This is a genomic window from Bradyrhizobium sp. 613_E4_N2_2, from assembly GCF_052075995.1.
Taxonomy (GTDB): Bacteria; Pseudomonadota; Alphaproteobacteria; order Rhizobiales; family Xanthobacteraceae; genus Bradyrhizobium; species Bradyrhizobium barranii.
The window spans coordinates 3,626,605-3,644,834 of sequence record NZ_CP197234.1; the positions used below are offsets into that span (position 1 = coordinate 3,626,605).

Genomic DNA, 18,230 nt, shown 5'->3' on the forward strand with positions numbered 1-18,230 from the left:
CCAATTCGACGAGCGCGATCAACTCCGATCAACGGGTCATGAGGACTACCCCGGAACGAAGTGTCTGAAATCAGCACAGAATCCCGGGCGACTTGCCGCACCAGGTACCCCGTTAATTCGTGCCTTAACCAACAATTAATTATACGTTTGCGGGTGGGCGACGGCCCGGCCTAGCGTGCGGTGGGGAGCCGCCGAAGCCAAACGAGTTGGTGCGTATCATGATGTCCAGATCATATGGGGCGCTCTTCGCCTCGCTCAGCGCAGCCGCGCTGCTCCTTTCTGCCAATGACGGTTTTGCCAGGCCCGGCGCCACCGCCGCGCACGGGATGGCCGCCGCGCCTTCCGGCGCGATCGCGCGTCCGCAGATCGGTCCTGGCGCCCGGTTCCGCGGCCGCAACACGCCTTGGGTCTATTGGCCGGGCGGCGGCGGGTTCTACGACAACGCAGGCTATAACCAGCCTTTCGTCGATGCCGGGCAGCCGGCCTCCACCGACGTGCGTTACACCTATACGTACGACGTTCCCTGGGACTGGACCCATCGCTTCCCGCCGAATGTGGTGCCGTCCGACCGGCCCTATGTGCCGAGCTGCCCGACGGAGCAAGTGACGGTGCCCGGCCGCGGCGGCGCCGAGCACACGGTCAACATCATGCGCTGCTACTGAGCGGCGTCGTCCGCCCAGCTAGCCCAGCTCAAAACTGGTCACGCCGAAGATGCGGTCGATCCGCAGCGGCGGGATCGGCCCTGTGTACATCCGTGCCGTCTCGAACACCGGCTTGAGCCCGAGCGATTCCGCGAGCGCAATGGCCTCGCGATTGATCGCGGGGACGTCGAGGAAGACTTCGCCGCCGCCTGCGCTCGCCAGCAGCGCCTGCACGATCGCTTCCGCCGCTCCGCGGTCGTCGGCGACGAGCGGGCCGATCTTGTGGCCGGTGCGGCAGGGCCGGATCACCCCCCATGCCGCGAGCTTGCCGTCGCGCAGCAGCGCGCCGCCGAGATGGCCTGATGTGTTGATCCAGGCGCGCAGGAAGGCGCTGCGCGCGGCCGGGAAGACGGTCGCGTCGTCGGCTTCAACGAGCGCGAACGGGAAATTGTCGAGCGCGACGATTTCGGCGGGTGGATTCGGCGGCGCGGCGACGATGCCGCCATACCGGATATTGGCGTAGGCAAGCTGGAAGCCGGACTTCTTGTAATTGTCCTGCTGCGCGACGACGCCATCGAGCCCGATCACGCGGGCGCCTGCATGTGCGATCGCCGCGTTCCAGATGCGCAGTCCGTGGCCGGCGCCGCGAAAGCCTGAGCGCACGATGTAGAAGCCGAGGAAGGCGAAGCGATCATCGTAATTGACGCAGGAGATTGTTGCGACCGGCTGGCCGTCGATCTCGCCGACGAAGAAGCCCTTCGCGTCCGGGATCGCGAAACAGGCGGCGTCGCCGAGGCCCGGATTCCAGCCCTCGGCCGCGGCCCAGTCGACGGCGATGGCGATCTCCTCGGGGCGCAAATTGCGGATCTGCAGATCGCTCATGACGGATGCCTTCGGCGGTGGACCTGCCGGCAGGTCCGGCGGTAGAAGGCCTCATGATAGGCCGGGCCCGGGGCTCGCCTCAACACAGGGATGATCGGTCATGGCAGCAGAGAAGGTCGCACTTGTCACGGCTGGCGGCAGCGGCATGGGGGCAGGGGCTGCGCGGCGGCTCGCGGCCGACGGCTTTCGCGTCGCGATCCTGTCGTCCTCCGGCAAGGGCGAGGCGCTGGCAGTCGAGCTCGGTGGCCTCGGCGTCACCGGCTCCAACAAGTCGAACGATGATCTGAAGCGGCTCGTCGACGGGGCGATGGCCAAATGGGGACGCATCGACGTGCTCGTCAACAGCGCCGGCCACGGGCCGCGCGCGGCGATCACGGAGATCACCGACGAGCAGTGGCACACCGGCCTCGACACCTATCTCCTCAACGTGATCCGGCCGACCCGGCTGGTGACGCCGGTGATGCAGGCACAGAAGAGCGGCGCCATCATCAACATCTCGACCGCCTGGGCATTCGAGCCGAGCGCGATGTTTCCGACCTCTGCGGTGTTCCGCGCAGGCCTTGCCGCCTTCACGAAGATCTTCACCGACACCCATGCCGCCGACAACATCCGCATGAACAACGTGCTGCCGGGCTGGATCGACAGCCTGCCGCAGCTGGACGCGCGCCGCGACAGCGTGCCGATGAAGCGCTACGGCAAGGTCGAGGAGGTCGCGGCGACGGTGTCGTTCCTGGCGTCCGAGGGTGCCGCCTACATCACCGGCCAGAATATCCGCGTCGACGGCGGACTGACGCGCTCGGTGTGAGTTGGGGCGCTGCTTCGCTCCGCCATTCTTGTGCACTTGTCGTAACGCGACGTGCGGCTTGCGTGGTGCGCCGCTGCGGCGGGGCGACGCGTGGCGTTCGGGTCACACTCCTCGCTGGTCTTGCGCGATAAGTCACTGACTACGTCACAGTCCATACGAACTGCGCCGCAGACCGAGACGGCGAGCGATCCACTCCCTATCCCCAATCTGCGCCGGATGGCTCCCACCGGTGCGCAATTGAAACGCGAGCGTCGATCGCGTGGGGCATGGAGACTCGGAATGAACAAGTTTTTGCTGGCGGTCGCTTCAATTGTGCTCGGCACCGCATCCGCGCATGCGGCCGACCTCGCGGCGCAATACACCAAGGCGCCGGTGATGGCGCCGGCCTACAACTGGACCGGCTTTTACGTCGGCGGCAATGTCGGCGGGCAGTGGGGCAACGCCGATCTGAACACCTCGACCATCTGGACGCCGGCCGGCTATTTCGCCGCCAGCAGCGTCCCCGCCATCAACACGGTCGGCGCCCAAGGCGTCAATAGCTCCAGCGTGACCGGCGGCTTCACCGCGGGCTATAATTGGCAGGTGAACCACGCCGTGCTCGGCCTCGAAGGCGACATCAACTATTTCGGTTTCAAGGGCAGCGCGACGGGCTCTGCGCTCTATCCCTGCTGCGCGCCGACAGGCTTTACCGTGTCGTCGCAGGTCTCGGCCGATTGGCTCGCCACCATCCGCGGTCGCATCGGCTTCCTCGCGGCTCCGACCTGGCTGCTGTACGCGACGGGCGGCGCGGCGATCTCCGAGGTGAAGGGCAATTTCAATTTCACCGACACGTTCTCAGCCGCGACCGAGTCGGCCGCGATCCGCGACACGCGCCTCGGCTGGACCGCGGGCGTCGGCACCGAATATGCCTTCGGCGGCGGCTGGTCGCTCAAGGCCGAATATCTCTACGTCGATCTCGGCCGCGCCAGCGCGACCAGTACCAATCTGGTCGGCGGCGTAACGCAATATCCGAGCAACGTTTATACCCACTCGGTCGATCTCAAGTCGAACATCGTGCGCGTCGGCGTGAACTACAAGTTCGGCGGACCGGTCGTCGCCAGGTACTGAGCATCCCGTTCCTGATCTGGCGCAGAAAGCCCCGGCTCTGCCGGGGCTTTCTGTTGCGAGGGACGGTTCAGTGCGAGGCGACGAGCTTCGCCAGCGCGGGCAGGATCTTGTAGCGAACGATCTCGTGCGGGTATTCGCCGCGATTGGCGAGCAGGACGAAGCCGATCTGCCTGATAGGGACGAGGCCGAGATAGCCGGAGGCATTGTTGAGGCCGCCGGGCTTATCGACGATGGTGGCGTCGGGGAGGTGGACCGTCTCCCAGGCCATGCCTTGTCCGAATTTGTCGTCGACGCGGAAGGTCTCGCGCTGCGTCATCCGCAGCGCCTCGCGCAAATGCGGATCGACCGAGCGGCCGTCGACGCAGGCCGCGACGAAGGTCGCGAGATCCCGCGGTGACGAAAACATCTGGCCGGCGCCGGGAAAGTCGAAATAGCTCTGCTGATTCCCGGGTGGGCCGATCGCCATGCCCTGATCCGAATAGCCTTGCACGACGCGCTGCATCCACGCCGCGTGCATGACGGCGCGGTTGTCCTCGCCGCGCTCCGGCAGAGAGGTCGCATTCATGCCGATCGGCCCAAGGATGCGCTCTTCGAACAGGGTTGCGATCGGAGCGCCGTAGCAGCCCTCGAGCACGAGCTGAAGCAGCACGTAACAGGCATGGCTGTAGATGCGCTGCTTGCCGGGCGCTTCGCCGGCCTGCGGCTCCCAGGCATTGAACATGTCGATGAACTGCGCCCGCGAGAACGAGTCGTTCGGCCAGGGTGGATGGTCGGTCGACAGCAGCATGCCCGATGTGTGCGTGGCGAGCTGGCCGACGGTGACGCGGCGGACATAGTCTCCGGTGAGCTCGGGCAGATATTTCGGCAGGCGGTCGTCGAGCCGCAATTCACTCCGGAGCGAGCCCAGGGCCACCAGCGTCGCCTCGAACGGTTTGCGCAGCGAACCAAGGTTGAACAGCGTGTCCGGCGTGACCGGTCGTCGCGTGGCGTCGTCGGCGAAGCCGTAGTTGAAGAACTCGACATGGCGGCCGGCATAGAGCGCGGCGGCGAGGCCGCCCGGCTGGTCCGGCGTCATGGTCGGCGCCAGCTCGTTGGCGACGATGTCGCGCATCTGCGCGATCATGTCGGAATCCGCGGATGCGCGGCGCGGCCAGGCCAACACGAGGGGAACCAACGCGGCCCGCGCGAGGGCCCGCCGGGTGAGGTGTGACGAGGTGACAACAGACAGCACGGCTCTGACGCTTGATGCGATGCGCCCCCTCTCTCTTCTAACGGCGAGGGCCGGGTGCCCCAATTCACGATTGCGCGTTGTGGGTTCCGCCGGCGGGGGCTTGCGGAAAAATACTTAGCTTGTGAGCTAACAATTATTGACGTCCGGCGGTGGCAGGTCTATAGTTAGCTTCATGGCTAACCAATTATCCCAGCTCGACCAGATCTTCGCAGCCCTCGCCGATCCCACAAGGCGGGCGATCGTGATGCGGCTCTGTGCCGGCGAGGCGTCGGTCGGCGAGCTCGCCGATCCGTTCGAGATGGCGCTGCCGAGCTTCATGAAACACATCCATGTGCTGGAGACGAGCGGGCTCGTTCAGTCGGAGAAATCCGGCCGCGTGCGCACCTGCCGTCTCAGCCCGGACGCGCTCGTCGGCGCGGAGGACTGGTTCCAGCAGCAGCGCGCGATCTGGGAGGCGCGGCTCGACAGGTTCGAGGCTTACGTCTTGCAACTGAAGAAAGAGAAGGAGAGGGCGGCCGCCAAGCGGCCGTCCCGCACAACCAAACGGAAAGGTTCTGAGTGATGACGAATTCTGCCAATCCTGCTCTGTCGCAATGGTCGATCGACCGCGAGATCGTGATGTCGCGCGTGATCGACGCGCCGCGCGATCTGGTGTTCGAGGCGTGGTCCGATCCAAAACATCTCCCGCAATGGTTCGGGCCGAAGGGCTTCAAGATCGAGACCTTCGAGATCGACGTGCGCGTCGGCGGCGTCTGGCGCTTCAACATGATCGGCCCTGACGGCACCGTCTATCCGAACCGCATGCGCTTCCGCCGCATCGAGCGGCCGTCGCTGATGGAGATGGATCACGGCGTCGACCAGGACGACGATCCCGGCATGTTCCGCTTCACACTCACCTTTGCCGAGCAGAGCAACGGCAAGACCGTGCTGATGATGCGGCAACTGGCCTCGAGCACCGAGCAGCGCGACGGCATGATCAGCTTCGGTGCCGTCGAGTATGGCTACCAGACGATGGACAAGCTCGCGGCGTATGTTGCCGGGATGAAGAAATAGAGTCCCGCGTTATTCCGGGGGCCTCGGAAAGGCGCCCCGGAATAAGCTCGGAAAACGCATGGGGAGAGCAGTCGCCTTCGCGAATATGACAGCGCGCAGGTCAATTATGACAGCGCCATAACGTAGATTTTTGTCGCGTCGTGCCGCCGATTTATGACAGAATTGCTACCACTAAATGTCATATCGGTTACGGCGGAGCGATTCATGTTGCAGTGGCAGGCGCGGTCAAATCCCCTCGCGTGGTGGTGGGGGTCCCTGACGCTTGTCAGTGCTGCCAACATTCTCGTCTGGTTCATGCTGTACCGCGAGTTCTATCCGACGGTTGCCCGCAGCGCCGGCGGCGGTTCGGATATCGGGCTGATGTTCCTGCTCTGCGCCGGCTATGTGTTCGGCTGCGCGTTCCGATCGTTCCTGCCGCGCGCCGACGTGCAGCGCATCTGCCTGTTCGACACCTGGCTCTCCAGCGTCTTCGTCGGCCGCACCGTCGCGACCGTGGCCGAGCTGTGCTTCGTCGCGCAATGGGCGATCATCCTGCATCAGCTGGGTCACATGACGGGCGCGGAGACCGCGGTGAACATCGCGCTGGTGATCGTGCCCATCATCATCGTCGCGGAGTGCTTCTCCTGGTACGCGGTCGTCACCACGAACTTCCTCTACAACGCGATCGAGAACTCGCTGTGGGCGGTGACGTTTTTCCTCGCCGGCATCGCGCTGTGCCGCCTCATGCCGGAATTCCAGGGACCGGTGCGATGGGCGCTGATCGCCGGCATCGTCGGCATCGCCTGCTTCCTCGCCTTCCTCGTCACCGTCGACGTGCCGATGTATCTCAGCCGCTGGCGGGCAGGGCATCAAGAGGGCAACAAGCTCCTCGGCTTCCTCGAAGGTCTGCATGACGTCGCGACGCGCTGGGTGGTGACCCACGACATCGCGCATTGGAAGGGCGAGCTGACCTGGATGTTCCTGTATTTCACCGCTGCGGTGTGGTCGAGCCTCGCGCTCTGCGCGCTCTACGCCATGGAAGGCTATCTCACGCGTTATCTGGCCTGAGCGACCGGGCTTCGCCGAGATCGGCCTGCGTTAGCAGGCCTTGCCGCAGCGCCAGCCGGACCAGCTCGATGTCGGAGCCGACGCCGAGCTTGTCCTTGATCAGCGAATGCAGGTTCGCCACCGTCTTCGGGCTGACGTGGAGCGTTTCGGCGATCTCCTCCGTCGTGTTCTCGGCGAGCAGCAGCCGCAGCACCTCGAACTCGCGCGGCGTGAGCACGTCGGCGGCCGAGCTCTCGCCGCTGATGCGGCTGAGCGCGAGCTCGTGGTCGATGTCGGGGCTGATGGCGATCTTGCCGGCGAGCACGTCCATAACGGCGCGCACCAGCGTCTCGGGCGGGCTGGTCTTGGTGACATAGCCCCGCGCGCCGGCGCGGATCGCCTGCACGGCGAAGCCGGCATTCTCGTGCATGGTGAAAACGAGGATCCGTGCCGCCTTGTCCCATTGCCTGATGCGCCTGACGGCTTCGATGCCGCCGATGCCGGGCATGCTCAGATCCATGATGACGAGGTCGGGCGCCTCGGATTTGAAGAGACGGTAGGCCTCGGCGCCGTCGGCGGCTTCGGCGACGACGCGAAGCCCGGGCTGCTTCTGGAGCACGGAGCGATAGCCTTCGCGGACGACGGAATGGTCGTCGACCAGCAGAATGGTCGCATCGGCCGCGCTCATGCCGCGCGCTCCAGTGGCTGCCGATCGAGGCCTGCAAGCGGAATGACCACGCGCAGCGCAGAGCCGCCGTTCGGCGCGGCCTCGAAGCTCAACTGGCCGCGCAAGGCCGCAACGCGCTCGCGCATGCCGAGCAGGCCCATTCCGGACTTTGCGACGGGATCGTTCGACCGTCCGTCGTCGTCGATCGCAAGTGCGATCTCGTCGGCACGCATCGCAAGCTCCAGGCTTACCCGCGTGGCGCCGGCATGCTTGGCGGCGTTGGTGAGCGCCTCCTGCACGATGCGGTAGAGGCTCGCGCTGATCGTGGCGGGCAGGGTCGCGAACGCACCGTCGAACCGGATCGAAAACCGCGTCTGGCCGCGGCTACGCCCGTTCCAGCCCGCAACCAGGCCTTCGAGGCTCGCCACGAGCCCAAGCTCCTCGACATCAGGCGGGCGCAGCCGGAACAGCGCGCCGCGCAGCGTCTCCATCATGCCGGTTGCGGTCCGCGCGATGCCGTCGCACTCGCCAAGCAGGGAGGGGCAGTCCTGTACGGCGGTCTGGCGGGCAGAGGAGGCGAGCGCACGGATGGCGGCCAGCGACTGGCCGAACTCGTCATGCAGCTCGCGCGCGAGATGGCGGCGCTCCTCGTCCTGGAGTGCGATCAGTTTCCGCGTCAGCTCGCTGCGCTCGGCCAGCGCGGTGTCGAGGCTTTCGGCGAGATGGTTGAAGACGTCGCGGATCGCCGACAGCTCGGCGAGATCGAACGGCGGCAGCCGCGTCGACAGGTCATTGGCGGCGATCCGTTCGAGGCCGGAGCGGATCATGCGGGTGGGGCGCAGCGCACGCGCCAGCGCAGCGTAGACCAGGACGCACAACAGCGGCAGTGCGATCGCAAGTGCGAGCATCAGGCGGCCGGCCTCGTGCCAGGCGTCGGCCGTCTGCACGGCCGGGTCGACCGAGACCACGGTCTCGCCGAGTTTCGTTCCGCGCACGATCACGGGCCGTGCCGCCTCGCGGCCGGGGTCGAACAGGCTGCGATAGAAAGCCACGAAGACTTGCGGCGGCGGGTTCGCCGGGATCGGCGCGCCACTGCAGAATCGCTGGATGATGTCGCCGCTCACGCCGCGGAACGCCAGGCACAGGCCGGGCGTCATCACATAGGCCGAAACGGGGTCGAGGTTGGGAAAGTCCGAGCGGGGGCTGGCCACCCACTGGATCTTGCCCTGTTGCAGCTCCAGCGTCTTGGCCACGATGGCGGCGATGTCGTCGAGGCGCGCATGGGCCGCGCGGTCGGCGGTGATGAGGAAATAGGCGGAGATCGCGGCGAAGCACGCGGCCGATATGGCGGCCACGCGCAACGTCAGACGGACCTTGAGATCGAACCTCGGGCGGTTCCACATCGGCGGGCACCTGGCGCGAACGGAATTGTCGCCCCAGCATTAAACGGCAGAACGCGAGCGGCGCAAAGCGCCGCGCTTACCGCGGTGCAACGTCGTGAAATTTTCCCGGCACGCGCCGGGACGGGGACGGCTGCATGGCATGAGGTTGCCGTCCAGATTGCGCCGCCGCTCCATCACACGAGGCCCGCATGCGCCGTATCAGCTTGATCCTCTCTGCTTTCCTCCTCTTCGTCCTCCCGGCGGTCTCTTCGCCTGCCGGTGCCGAGGATGCCATCGGCGTTGCCATGGACGATTTCAGCTACACCGATACGTCGGCCGAGCCGGCCAACCAGACCGCCGCCCACGAGCGGCGGCTGTCGGCGTTCATGGCCGCGCTCAGGCGGGATATCAGTGCGGACGGCCGTTACCGGCCGGTGCCGTCTGCCCAGGACGGCGCGGCATTCAAGGTCATCGGCGGCATCCAGAAGACCAGCACGCTGGTGCAATGGGCCAAGGTCGCCGTCATCGACGTCGGCGCCAAGAAGCTCGTGATGGACAAGCTCTACACCTTCCGCGGCGACAATGATGAATCATGGGAGCGTGCCGAGATCTTCGTGTCTCGCGAGGTCGTGGCCGCGCTCGCCACGCCCGCGCCGGTCGCGCTGGCCGTGTTCGATTTCGAGCTCGAGGATACGACCGCCGCCTCGGCGGGCACTTCGGCCGCGTCGGATGCGTCATATCTGGCCGAGGTCACCGGCAGCGTGCGCGAGGCGCTGGGCCAATCCGGCCGTTACCGCATCGTTGATGCCGGCGGCGAGGCGGTCAAGGCGCGCGCCTTGCGGGATTGCGGTGGCTGCGAGGCGGCGATCGCGCAAAAGCTCGGCGCGGATCAGTCGCTGATCGGCGTGGTCCGGCGGGTCAGCCGCACCGAATACACACTGGGCTTCCAGGTCCGCGACGCCAGGACCGGTGCGGTACTGTCGCGTGGCGACAGCGGCCTGCGCATGGGCGCGGACTATTCGTGGAAACGGGGCGCGGTCAGGCTGGTCAGCGATAAGCTGATCGAGAGCCAGTAACCGCGATACTCGCCCTAGAACGTCAGCTGCACCTTCATCGACCGCGAGCGGTCGCTGGCGAGCTCGAACGCGGCGACCGCGTTCTCGAACGGCATGGTGGCCGTGATCAGCGGTTTCACGTCGATCAGCCCTTCGCCCATCAGCCGCACCGCGAGCTCGAATTCGGGGTCGAAGCGGAAGGTGCCGCGGAGCTGCAATTCCTTGGCGACGATGGAGTTGATCGGCAGCGTCATCTCGCCGCCGAGACCGAGCTGCACCAGCGTCGCGCCGGGCCGAAGCACGTCGAGCGCGGTGCGAAGCGCGGCCTGGTTGCCGGAGGCCTCGAACAGGGTGTCGAACACGCCCTTGCCGGCGCGCCAGGGATCGAGCGCTGTGGCATCGGCCGCGACATTGATGGCGTGGGTGGCGCCGAGCTTTCTCGCGACCGCGAGCGGTGCGTCGGCGACATCGGTCACCACGATCTCGGACGCGCCGCCGAAGCGCGAGACGAGGATCATCAGCGCACCGATCGGCCCGCAACCCGTGATCAGCACGCGCTTGCCGAGGAGGGGGCCGGCCTGCTTGCCGGCATGCAGGCACACTGCGAGCGGCTCGGCCACCGCAGCTTCCGCCAGCGACAGCTTGTCAGCAATCGGCACGGCTTGCGTGGCATCGACCGTGATGAACTCGCGAAAGCCGCCTTGCACGTGGGGGAAGCGCATCGCGCTGCCGAGGAAGCGCATGTCGAGGCACTGGTTGCGCATGCCTTCCTGGCAATGCAGGCACTGGCCGCACGGTCTGCTCGGATTGACGGCGACGCGCGTGCCCGGCTTCACATTGGTGACGCCGTCACCGACGGCCGCGACCACGCCCGCGATCTCGTGGCCCAGCGCCATCGGCTGCTGGATGCGCACGACGCCGAAACCGCCGTGATGGTAGTAGTGCAGATCGGAGCCGCAGATGCCGCCGTTCGCAATCTTGACGCGGACTTCGCCCGGGGCGGGGGCTGGATCGGGATAGCTGTCGATCCGCAGGTCTTTCGGGGCGTGGATGACGACGGCGCGCATGGTCTCGTTCCCTTGGCTTTCGCGATTACATCGCGGCGATCATGCCGCCATCGACATAGATGATCTGTCCGTTGACGTAGGTCGAAGCGTCCGACGCCAGGAAGATCGCCGCGCCCACCAACTCGTCCGGCCTGCCCCAGCGCTTGGAGGGGATGCGACCCATCAGCCAGTTGTTGAAGTCGGTGTTGTTGACCAGCGCCTCGTTCATGTCGGTGAGCATGTAGCCGGGGCCGATCGCATTGGCCTGGATGCCGTGCTGGGCCCATTCCACCGCCATCGAGCGGGTCAGGTTCTTGATGCCGCCCTTGGCCGCGGTGTAGGGCGCGATGGTGGGACGCGCGAGCTCGCTGCCGAGCGAGCCGATATTGATGATCTTGCCGTGCTTGCGCGGGATCATGCGCTTGCCGGCCTCGCGGCCGATCACGAAGGCGCTGGTGAGGTCAGTCTCGATCACCTTGCGCCATTCGTCGGTGGTGAACTCGACCAGCGGCTTGCGGTGCTGGATGCCGGCATTGTTCACGAGAATGTCGACCGCGAGCCCTTCGCGGTCGAAGCGCTCGAAGGCCGCGACGATCGCGGGCTCATCGGTGACGTTGAACGCGGCGCCCTCGGCCTGATGACCGGCGGCGCGAAACTCGGCGACGGCCTGCTCGACGCGCTTGGGGTCGACGCCGTTGATGATGATCTTGGCGCCGGCCTTGGCCATGCCCTCGGCAATGGCGCGGCCGAGCCCGCGGGAGGAGCCGGTCACGAGCGCGGTGCGGCCGGAAAGGTCGAAGAGGGCGGTGCTCATCTCAAGAAATCCTCAGACGTTGGAGCGACGCACGGTCAGATCGGAGCGGTCAAATACGGCGGGCAGAAGGTCGACGCCGAGGCCGGGTCCTTCCATCGGATAGACAAAGCCGTCCTTGATCGTGGGCATCGTGGTGACGAGCTCATTGTACCAGCCGTTGTAGAAGGCGCGCACCGATTCCTGGATCAGCGTGTTGGGCTGGCTGAACGACATGTGGATGGCGGCGATGAAGCCGATCGGGCCGATGCAGTCATGCGGCGCAAACGGGCGGTGATAGGTCTCGGCCATCGCCGCGATCTTGCGACCCTCGGTGAGGCCACCGGTCCAGCACAGGTCTGCCATCACCACATGCATGGCGTCGCGGTCGAGCATGTCCTTGTAGGGAAAGCGCGAGCCCAGCGTCTCGCTGGCGCAGACCCAGACATCGGTCGAGCGGGCATATTCGGCCAGCGCCTGCGGTGAGTTCATCCGGATCGGGTCTTCGTACCAGGTCGGCTTGTAGGGCTCGAGCGCACGTGCGATCTGCTTGGCGGTCGGCAGGTTCCAGAGTGAGTGGAGTTCGACCATGATCTCCATCTTGTCGCCGACGGCCTTGCGGATCTTCTCGAACGGTTCGATCGCCCGCTTCATCTGGGCTGCGGTGATGTAGAGGCCCTTGTTCTCCTGTGCGGCCGGGTCGAACGGCCAGATCTTCATGGCGGAGATGCCGCTCTCCAGCAGGCTTTCGGCCAGTGCATCGGCGTGGTGCATGAAGCCGTCGAGGTCTTCGTAGGGGCCTTTGGAGGCGCCGAGATTCCAGTTGGCGACGGGGCTGATATTGGTGGAGCGGACATATTGGGTGCCGGCGCAGGTGTTGTAGATGCGCTGCTTGTCGCGGCAGAGGCCGCCGAGCATCTGGTGTACAGGCTGATTGCAGACCTTGCCGAACAGATCCCATAGCGCGATGTCGATTGCGGAGGCCGCGCGGTATTCGACGCCGGTCGAGGATTGCGCCATCGGCAGGTTCAGCATGTCGCGATGGATCGCCTCGATATGCAGCGGATTGCGGCCAAGCAGGCGGCCGGCAAAGGTGTCGTGGATCTGCGCTTCGACCGCGCCCGCGCCATAGAAGGTTTCGCCGAGACCGATCATGCCCGTGTCGGTGTGAACGCGTACCCAGATGACGTTCGAAAATTCCTCGGTGCGCAGCGTCTCGATTGACGTGATCTTCACGGCAACAATCCTCCCATCACAGGCGCCTCGCACCTGACGTCTCATTTCGCGCTGCAACATGTTGCAGATCGCGCGAACGTCTTACGCCTGCTTGTAATATATCACAACATGTTTTAAGGGTCCCACAACTAAGGCGCCACCCAGCAATGAGAGCGCGGCTGACAGGAGGACGACATGGCACGGCGCAAGCGCGCGCTCGAGGTGGTGAGAAACGAGGACGACGGCGAGGGCAAGCCCTCCCGCCGCAACCGGCTCAACTTCTTCGAGCTGGCTTACCAGAGGATCGAAGAGCTGCTCGTCCACTGCGAGCTTAAGCCCGGACAATTCATGACGATGCTGGAATTGCAGCACATCACCGGCTTCGGGCGCACACCGGTGCATCACGCCGTGAATCGCCTCTCCGCTGACACGCTCATCATCATCCGTCCGCGCCACGGCCTGCACATCGCGCCGATCGATCTTGCGCGCGAGCGGATGCTGCTGGCCTTGCGCCGCGACATGGAGCGCTTCGTCGTGCGGCTCGCGGCGGATCGCGCCAGCCTGTCGCATCGCAATCAGGCGCTGCACATCGAGCGTCTGCTGCGCGAACGCCGCGCCACCCTGACCCTCGACGAATTCAACAGCATCGATCGCCGCATCGACGCGCTGGTGCTGGAAGCCGCCGGCGAGCCCTTCCTGGTGCACACGCTGCGGCCGTTGCACACGCTGTACCGCCGCATCGGCTACATCCACCATCGCTTCATGCCGGGGCAGGCCGAACTGTCAGGCACGATCGATCGCCACCTCGCCATTCTCGTTGCGGTCGCCGGCCGCCACGTCGAGGACGCGGTGAAGGCGAGCGATGCGTTGATCGACTACATGGACCACATGTTCACGGGCATGGAGGCGGGGATCGATCCGCGCCTGCTCGATTGCAGCATCGAGCCGCTGCTCGGCACGTAAGAAAGTTTTGAAGAGAGGACCAAAGATGTTAACGACGGCGATGCCACAACCGACCGCGAGCGAAGCCGCGGTCCGTTACCTCATCACGAACTACAGTCCCAAGGGCAACAAGGTCGGCTGGCTGATGATGGCCTCGATCCTGGTCGAAGCCTGGGATCTCTATTCGATCGCCTTCGTGCTGATCTTCATCAAGGAACAGTACAATCCCGATCCGCTGATGCTGGGTCTTGCCGCCGCCGGCACGCAGGGCGGCGCCCTGATCGGCGCGCTGCTCGGCGGCTGGCTCTCCGACAAGATCGGCCGCCGCGTCATGTTCCTGGTGACGATGGTGCTGTTCATCGTGCTCGCGCTGGCGCAGGCCTTCGTGCCGAACGTGACCTGGCTCATCGTGATCCGCTTCCTGCTCGGCATTCCGCTTGGCTCGGATATTTCGACCGGCTACACCTACATCATGGAATCCATGGCCAAGGGTGAGCGCGAGGTCATGGGCAATCGCTGGCAATTCATGTTCGCCGTCGGTGAAGTTCTCACCATCGGTGTTATCGTGATCTTCCTGCTGATCGACATGCAGCACGAGATGCTGTGGCGCGTGACGCTCGGTCTCGGCGCGGTGCCGGCGCTGATCATCCTGATCATGCGTCACGACGTGCCGGAGACGGCGGTGTGGCTGGTGCAGAAGGGACGTTACCGCGAGGCCAAGAAGGTCGCGCGCGAGATGTTCAACGACAATCTCGACATGTTGCCGGACCAGGACGTGAAGGTGCCGAAGGTCAGCACACGTGCCTTCATCGCCGACCTCAGGAAGGACCCGATCCGCTGGCGCGCCACGATCTACGGCTGGATCGCCTGTTTCGCGCAAGGCAGCGAGTTCTCGACCTTCGCATTCTATCTGCCGGTGCTGTTCGTGATGGTTGGCGTGTCGAGCGTGCTCGGCATCAATCTGGTGACGATGGCGCTGTTTTCCTTCGCGGCTCTGTCCGGCTGGGTCGGTCCGCTGCTGACGCCGAAGATCGGCCACCGCGGCATCTCGATCGCCGGCTTCAGCATCGTGCTGGCTTCGCTGCTGGTCGCTGCCTTCGCGCTCTACACCGACAACAAGATACTGCTGCCGTTCGCGGCGGCCGCCATGTTGTGGGGCCACTACTGGGACGCGTCGAACTGCATGACGATCCCGACCATGGTTGCGAAGCCCAAGTATCGCGGCACGGCCAGCGGCTTCGCCTACATGTTCGTGAAGTTGCCGTCGTTCCTGGCGATCTTCCTGTTCCCGACGGTGTTCGCGGCGATCGGCCAGGCGAATGCCACGCTGATGGTCGCGATCTTCCCGCTGATCGGATTGCTCGCCGCAATCTTCATCCTGCCGGAAGTCTACGGCTACGAGAACGACTAACGCGTTGCCCGGTCGCGGCCTTGTGGCCGCGATCGGGCTTTTCCCGCTACGGGCTCAGGAAGACGGGATTGATCCCGGACCCATGGCCGAGCAGGCCGATCGCCTGAAGCTGGACGCTGTGGAGGTCGATCTCCACGATCGCGAACAGGGTCAGCAGCACCACGACCGAGACGACGAGCAGGGGGTGATATGTCCCGCCACCTTGTTCCGGCGCGGTGAAGCTCCGAAACGACCGACGCAGGGAAAAACTCTGCGGCAATGCCTTTGACTGAATCTGCATGATGGACCTCCGTGCCGCGCCGTATGAGACTGCGCGACGCGAAGAAGCATAGGTCCGGCTTTGGCGGCGACATTGATGCGCCGCAAATTGCGCGCGATTACCAGATCGCAGCCGCAAGCGCTGCGATCAAGGCGGGTGGCGTCACCAGCAGGCCCAGCTTGAGGAACGGCCAGGCGCCGACCTCGATTTTTTCGCGGCGGAGCGCAACCAGCCACAGGATGGTCGCGAGCGAACCGGTGATCGAGAAATTCGGTCCCAGGTCGACGCCGATCAGGATGGCGCTGACGACCGAGGTGGGCAGGTGATCGGCGGCCACGATCGACCCGGCGACGAGGCCGACCGGCAGGTTATTGGCAATATTGGTGGCGATGGCGGTGGCGATCCCAACGCTCCAGCCGGCCCCGGGTACGGACTGCGCGACGGCCTCGTGCAGAAGTGCGCTGAGATGGCCGATCACGCCAGTCTTCACCAGTGTTTCCACCATCACGAAAAGCCCGCCGACCAGCGGCAGCACGCTCCAGGACACGTGCCTCAGCACCGGCATGGGCGACTGACGGCTGAGCAGCAGGACGAGGCCGGTCGTCACGGCGCCGCAGATGAAGGTCGGCAGGCCAAGCTGCTTGTCGAGCGCGGAGGCCGTGATCAGCATCACGCCGATCGCAGCAATGCCGATCGCGGTCAGCTTGCCGCCACGGCTGAGCACCTTGTGCGGCACGCGGCGCTCGATGATCTCCTGTTTCAGCGCGCGATGCTGGGTGATGCGCAGTACGACATAGGTCAGCACGATCGAGGCGAGCGAGGGCAGGGCGAACTGACGCAGCCATTCGGTCAGATGCGGCATGTGCGAGCCGAACACCACGAGATTGGCGGGGTTCGAGATCGGCAGCACGAAACTTGCGGCGTTCGCGATGAAGGCGCACACGAAGAGATAGGGCAGCGGCTTGGCGCCGGCCGCGCGCGTCGCAGCGTAGACGGCGGGTGTCAGCACGATCGCGGTGGCGTCGTTGGAGAGCAGCACGGTGACGACGGTGCCGACGAGATAGATCAGCAGAAACAGCCGCTGAGGTGAGCCGGCTGCATATTCGACCGCGAGGGCGGCGAGATAGTCGAACAGGCCTTCGAGCCGGGCGAGCTCGGCGATCAGCATCATGCCGATCAGGAAGAGATAGACGTCGACGCCTTTCTCGATGCCCGTGAGCGCGTCCTGCCACGGCAGGAGGCCGAGCAGCACCAGGGCGCCGGCGCCGATCACGGCCCAGATCGCCTCGGGCAGGCGGAAAGGCCGGATGATGACGCCTGCGGTCGCGGCGACGATAATGCTCCAAGCCCAGATGGCGTCAGACGGCACGTTCAGTCCTTGAGGTTGGGTCGGTTCATTCGGCAGCGATAACCGATGCTGGAGCCGCTGTCTTCCCCTGTGCCTGCAAGGTGCCACGCCGGGTCTCGGGCAAAGCGAGGAGGCAGACGATGGCGCCGATCGCGGCGACCGCGCCAAGCGTGATGAACGCCGCGCTGTAGCCGGCACCGACCACGACGAGGCCCGCAAGCGTCGTCGACAGCGCCGCGCCGATGCTCTGGGCGGTGATGATGGCGCCCTGCGCGACGTTGAAGCGGCCGGTGTTGCGCATGAGGTCGGCGACGATGACGGGGAAGATCGCGCCAAAGATGCCGGCGCCGATGCCGTCCAGAAGCTGCACGCCGACCAGCCAGAACGGATTGTCGGAGAGCGTATAGAGTGCGCCGCGAATGGGCAGGATCAACAATGCGGCGAGGAAGAAGCGCTTGTGGCCCCAGCGGTCGGCCTTCGCGCCAACCAGCATCGCGAACGGCACCATCACTATTTGCGCTGCGACGATGCAGGCCGACATCAGGCTGGTGCCCATGTTCTTGTCCTGCAGCGCGAGTTTCTGCCCGACCAGCGGCAGCATGGCCGCATTGGACAGGTGAAACAGCACGACGCAGACCGCGAAGACGAGGAGGGGGCGGCAGGTCAGGAGCACCGCGAAACCCGAGGGCTGTTCCGACCGGTCACTGGTATCGGCGTCGTGCAGCCCGCGGGCGAGGTCGTGGTCAATGGCGCGAGCGGGGATCGCGAGAATGCTCACGAGGCTTGCGACCGCCATGGCAGCGAGAAGGTAGAACACGACGGTCGGACCGAACCAATAGGCGGAAAGTCCCGCCAGCCCGGCGGCGACTGCATTGCCGGCGTGATTAAAGGTCTCGTTGCGGCCGATCCGCCGGGTGAAGGCGGCGTGGCCAAAGATGCCGAGCGAGACGGCGGCGATCGCCGGCGGAAAGATCACTGCGGCGGCCTGTGCGATGCCCTGCGAGACCGCGACCGGCAGGAAGGCGGGAAACAGCGGCAGCGACAGCGATGCCAGCGTCACCATGATGGCGGCGATGACCATCGCCAGCCGCTTCGCCCGCGTCGCATCGACCAGCGCGCCAGCCGGCGTCTGCGCCACGATGCCGGCAATGGTTGCGATCGACATCACGAGGCCGATGCGCGCCTCGTCCCAGTGCTGCTCGGTGAGGAGATAGACGGCGAGATAGGGCCCAAGCCCGTCGCGGACGTCGGCGAGGAAGAAGTTGGCCGCATCCAGCGCGCGGCCGGCGCGTCTCGTCTGGTCGGTGGGGTGATGGGAGGCTTGGCTCGACATCGGTCTCTCGATCGAGGCTGGGAAGCGACCAGCCAGA

The 18,230-nt window shown here is 65.5% G+C and carries 19 protein-coding genes; 9 read left to right on the forward strand and 10 right to left on the reverse strand.

Translation table 11 applies throughout. From position 1 onward, the window contains the following. Positions 1-218 precede the first annotated feature (218 nt). Entirely contained in the window at positions 219-662 is a 444-nt protein-coding gene (locus AB7290_RS17260) for a hypothetical protein (protein WP_085405502.1), read from the forward strand. 18 nt (positions 663-680) lie between these two features. On the opposite strand, the gene AB7290_RS17265 is transcribed toward AB7290_RS17260, so the two are convergent. Beyond that, positions 681-1,523 (reverse strand): GNAT family N-acetyltransferase, encoded by an 843-nt coding sequence (locus AB7290_RS17265; RefSeq protein WP_085405503.1) that lies wholly within the window; start codon positions 1,521-1,523, stop codon positions 681-683. A gap of 100 nt (positions 1,524-1,623) precedes the next feature. Here AB7290_RS17265 and AB7290_RS17270 point away from each other — a divergent pair, with 100 nt between their 5' ends. Then, positions 1,624-2,328 (forward strand): SDR family oxidoreductase, encoded by a 705-nt coding sequence (locus AB7290_RS17270; protein ID WP_014494589.1) that lies wholly within the window; start codon positions 1,624-1,626, stop codon positions 2,326-2,328. Between the two features lie 279 nt (positions 2,329-2,607). Continuing rightward, entirely contained in the window at positions 2,608-3,435 is an 828-nt protein-coding gene (locus AB7290_RS17275) for an outer membrane protein (RefSeq protein ID WP_063982659.1), read from the forward strand. 67 nt (positions 3,436-3,502) lie between these two features. On the opposite strand, the gene AB7290_RS17280 is transcribed toward AB7290_RS17275, so the two are convergent. After that, on the reverse strand, positions 3,503-4,558 hold the full coding sequence (locus AB7290_RS17280; RefSeq protein ID WP_085405580.1) for a serine hydrolase: 1,056 nt from the start codon (positions 4,556-4,558) through the stop codon (positions 3,503-3,505). A 280-nt stretch (positions 4,559-4,838) separates the two neighbouring features. Here AB7290_RS17280 and AB7290_RS17285 point away from each other — a divergent pair, with 280 nt between their 5' ends. From AB7290_RS17285 to AB7290_RS17295, 3 genes are all read left to right on the forward strand, one after another. Further along, positions 4,839-5,228, forward strand: coding sequence for an ArsR/SmtB family transcription factor (locus AB7290_RS17285; protein ID WP_028152276.1), 390 nt, complete (start codon positions 4,839-4,841; stop codon positions 5,226-5,228). After that, positions 5,228-5,719, forward strand: coding sequence for an SRPBCC family protein (locus tag AB7290_RS17290; RefSeq protein ID WP_085405504.1), 492 nt, complete (start codon positions 5,228-5,230; stop codon positions 5,717-5,719). Before AB7290_RS17285 ends, AB7290_RS17290 begins: the two co-directional genes overlap by 1 nt. A gap of 204 nt (positions 5,720-5,923) precedes the next feature. After that, a complete protein-coding gene (locus tag AB7290_RS17295; protein WP_085405505.1) occupies positions 5,924-6,766 on the forward strand; it encodes a hypothetical protein in 843 nt (280 codons plus the stop codon). Here the strand turns inward: AB7290_RS17295 and AB7290_RS17300 are convergent. After that, a complete protein-coding gene (locus AB7290_RS17300) occupies positions 6,747-7,433 on the reverse strand; it encodes a response regulator (protein ID WP_063982664.1) in 687 nt (228 codons plus the stop codon). The genes AB7290_RS17295 and AB7290_RS17300 overlap by 20 nt on opposite strands. Then, positions 7,430-8,815 carry a HAMP domain-containing sensor histidine kinase gene (locus AB7290_RS17305; RefSeq protein WP_063982665.1) on the reverse strand — a complete coding sequence of 462 codons (1,386 nt, stop codon included), beginning with the start codon at positions 8,813-8,815 and terminating at the stop codon, positions 7,430-7,432. The genes AB7290_RS17300 and AB7290_RS17305 overlap by 4 nt, the downstream gene beginning before the upstream one ends. A 188-nt stretch (positions 8,816-9,003) precedes the next feature. Between AB7290_RS17305 and AB7290_RS17310 the strand changes: the two genes are divergently transcribed. After that, the gene (locus tag AB7290_RS17310; protein ID WP_085405506.1) at positions 9,004-9,870 is read left to right on the forward strand and encodes a DUF3280 domain-containing protein; all 867 of its coding nucleotides are present in this window, start codon (positions 9,004-9,006) and stop codon (positions 9,868-9,870) included. A gap of 14 nt (positions 9,871-9,884) precedes the next feature. On the opposite strand, the gene AB7290_RS17315 is transcribed toward AB7290_RS17310, so the two are convergent. Genes AB7290_RS17315 through AB7290_RS17325 form a run of 3 tightly spaced genes read right to left on the reverse strand, consistent with a single transcriptional unit; the run spans position 9,885 to position 12,921 of the window. Next, a complete protein-coding gene (locus AB7290_RS17315) occupies positions 9,885-10,916 on the reverse strand; it encodes an L-idonate 5-dehydrogenase (RefSeq protein WP_085405507.1) in 1,032 nt (343 codons plus the stop codon). A gap of 25 nt (positions 10,917-10,941) precedes the next feature. Continuing rightward, positions 10,942-11,709 carry an SDR family oxidoreductase gene (locus AB7290_RS17320; RefSeq protein WP_063982668.1) on the reverse strand — a complete coding sequence of 256 codons (768 nt, stop codon included), beginning with the start codon at positions 11,707-11,709 and terminating at the stop codon, positions 10,942-10,944. A gap of 12 nt (positions 11,710-11,721) precedes the next feature. Beyond that, positions 11,722-12,921 carry a mandelate racemase/muconate lactonizing enzyme family protein gene (locus tag AB7290_RS17325; RefSeq protein WP_085405508.1) on the reverse strand — a complete coding sequence of 400 codons (1,200 nt, stop codon included), beginning with the start codon at positions 12,919-12,921 and terminating at the stop codon, positions 11,722-11,724. 174 nt (positions 12,922-13,095) lie between these two features. Between AB7290_RS17325 and AB7290_RS17330 the strand changes: the two genes are divergently transcribed. Together AB7290_RS17330 and AB7290_RS17335 are read left to right on the forward strand one after the other, a co-directional pair. Next, on the forward strand, positions 13,096-13,863 hold the full coding sequence (locus tag AB7290_RS17330; protein WP_028152288.1) for a GntR family transcriptional regulator: 768 nt from the start codon (positions 13,096-13,098) through the stop codon (positions 13,861-13,863). Between the two features lie 25 nt (positions 13,864-13,888). Then, positions 13,889-15,253: an MFS transporter gene (locus AB7290_RS17335; protein WP_063982669.1), complete on the forward strand. Its 1,365-nt coding sequence runs from the start codon at positions 13,889-13,891 to the stop codon at positions 15,251-15,253. Positions 15,254-15,299: 46 nt separating this feature from the next. Here AB7290_RS17335 and AB7290_RS17340 read toward each other — a convergent pair whose 3' ends face one another. From AB7290_RS17340 to AB7290_RS17350, 3 genes are all read right to left on the reverse strand, one after another. After that, positions 15,300-15,533, reverse strand: a complete 234-nt coding sequence (locus AB7290_RS17340; RefSeq protein ID WP_085405509.1) for a hypothetical protein — start codon at positions 15,531-15,533, stop codon at positions 15,300-15,302. A gap of 97 nt (positions 15,534-15,630) precedes the next feature. After that, the gene (locus AB7290_RS17345; protein WP_085405510.1) at positions 15,631-16,881 is read right to left on the reverse strand and encodes an arsenic transporter; all 1,251 of its coding nucleotides are present in this window, start codon (positions 16,879-16,881) and stop codon (positions 15,631-15,633) included. Between the two features lie 25 nt (positions 16,882-16,906). After that, on the reverse strand, positions 16,907-18,193 hold the full coding sequence (locus AB7290_RS17350) for an MFS transporter (RefSeq protein ID WP_085405511.1): 1,287 nt from the start codon (positions 18,191-18,193) through the stop codon (positions 16,907-16,909). Between the last annotated feature and the right edge of the window lie 37 nt (positions 18,194-18,230).

What these genes read in the sequence shown, in the direction of transcription:
- AB7290_RS17260 (WP_085405502.1), top strand. Translation starts at nt 219, where the DNA reads ATGATGTCCAGATCATATGGGGCGCTCTTCGCCTCGCTCAGCGCAGCC.
- AB7290_RS17265 (WP_085405503.1), bottom strand. Translation starts at nt 1,523, where the DNA reads ATGAGCGATCTGCAGATCCGCAATTTGCGCCCCGAGGAGATCGCCATC.
- AB7290_RS17270 (WP_014494589.1), top strand. Translation starts at nt 1,624, where the DNA reads ATGGCAGCAGAGAAGGTCGCACTTGTCACGGCTGGCGGCAGCGGCATG.
- AB7290_RS17275 (WP_063982659.1), top strand. Translation starts at nt 2,608, where the DNA reads ATGAACAAGTTTTTGCTGGCGGTCGCTTCAATTGTGCTCGGCACCGCA.
- AB7290_RS17280 (WP_085405580.1), bottom strand. Translation starts at nt 4,558, where the DNA reads ATGATCGCGCAGATGCGCGACATCGTCGCCAACGAGCTGGCGCCGACC.
- AB7290_RS17285 (WP_028152276.1), top strand. Translation starts at nt 4,839, where the DNA reads ATGGCTAACCAATTATCCCAGCTCGACCAGATCTTCGCAGCCCTCGCC.
- AB7290_RS17290 (WP_085405504.1), top strand. Translation starts at nt 5,228, where the DNA reads ATGACGAATTCTGCCAATCCTGCTCTGTCGCAATGGTCGATCGACCGC.
- AB7290_RS17295 (WP_085405505.1), top strand. Translation starts at nt 5,924, where the DNA reads ATGTTGCAGTGGCAGGCGCGGTCAAATCCCCTCGCGTGGTGGTGGGGG.
- AB7290_RS17300 (WP_063982664.1), bottom strand. Translation starts at nt 7,433, where the DNA reads ATGAGCGCGGCCGATGCGACCATTCTGCTGGTCGACGACCATTCCGTC.
- AB7290_RS17305 (WP_063982665.1), bottom strand. Translation starts at nt 8,815, where the DNA reads ATGTGGAACCGCCCGAGGTTCGATCTCAAGGTCCGTCTGACGTTGCGC.
- AB7290_RS17310 (WP_085405506.1), top strand. Translation starts at nt 9,004, where the DNA reads ATGCGCCGTATCAGCTTGATCCTCTCTGCTTTCCTCCTCTTCGTCCTC.
- AB7290_RS17315 (WP_085405507.1), bottom strand. Translation starts at nt 10,916, where the DNA reads ATGCGCGCCGTCGTCATCCACGCCCCGAAAGACCTGCGGATCGACAGC.
- AB7290_RS17320 (WP_063982668.1), bottom strand. Translation starts at nt 11,709, where the DNA reads ATGAGCACCGCCCTCTTCGACCTTTCCGGCCGCACCGCGCTCGTGACC.
- AB7290_RS17330 (WP_028152288.1), top strand. Translation starts at nt 13,096, where the DNA reads ATGGCACGGCGCAAGCGCGCGCTCGAGGTGGTGAGAAACGAGGACGAC.
- AB7290_RS17335 (WP_063982669.1), top strand. Translation starts at nt 13,889, where the DNA reads ATGTTAACGACGGCGATGCCACAACCGACCGCGAGCGAAGCCGCGGTC.
- AB7290_RS17340 (WP_085405509.1), bottom strand. Translation starts at nt 15,533, where the DNA reads ATGCAGATTCAGTCAAAGGCATTGCCGCAGAGTTTTTCCCTGCGTCGG.
- AB7290_RS17350 (WP_085405511.1), bottom strand. Translation starts at nt 18,193, where the DNA reads ATGTCGAGCCAAGCCTCCCATCACCCCACCGACCAGACGAGACGCGCC.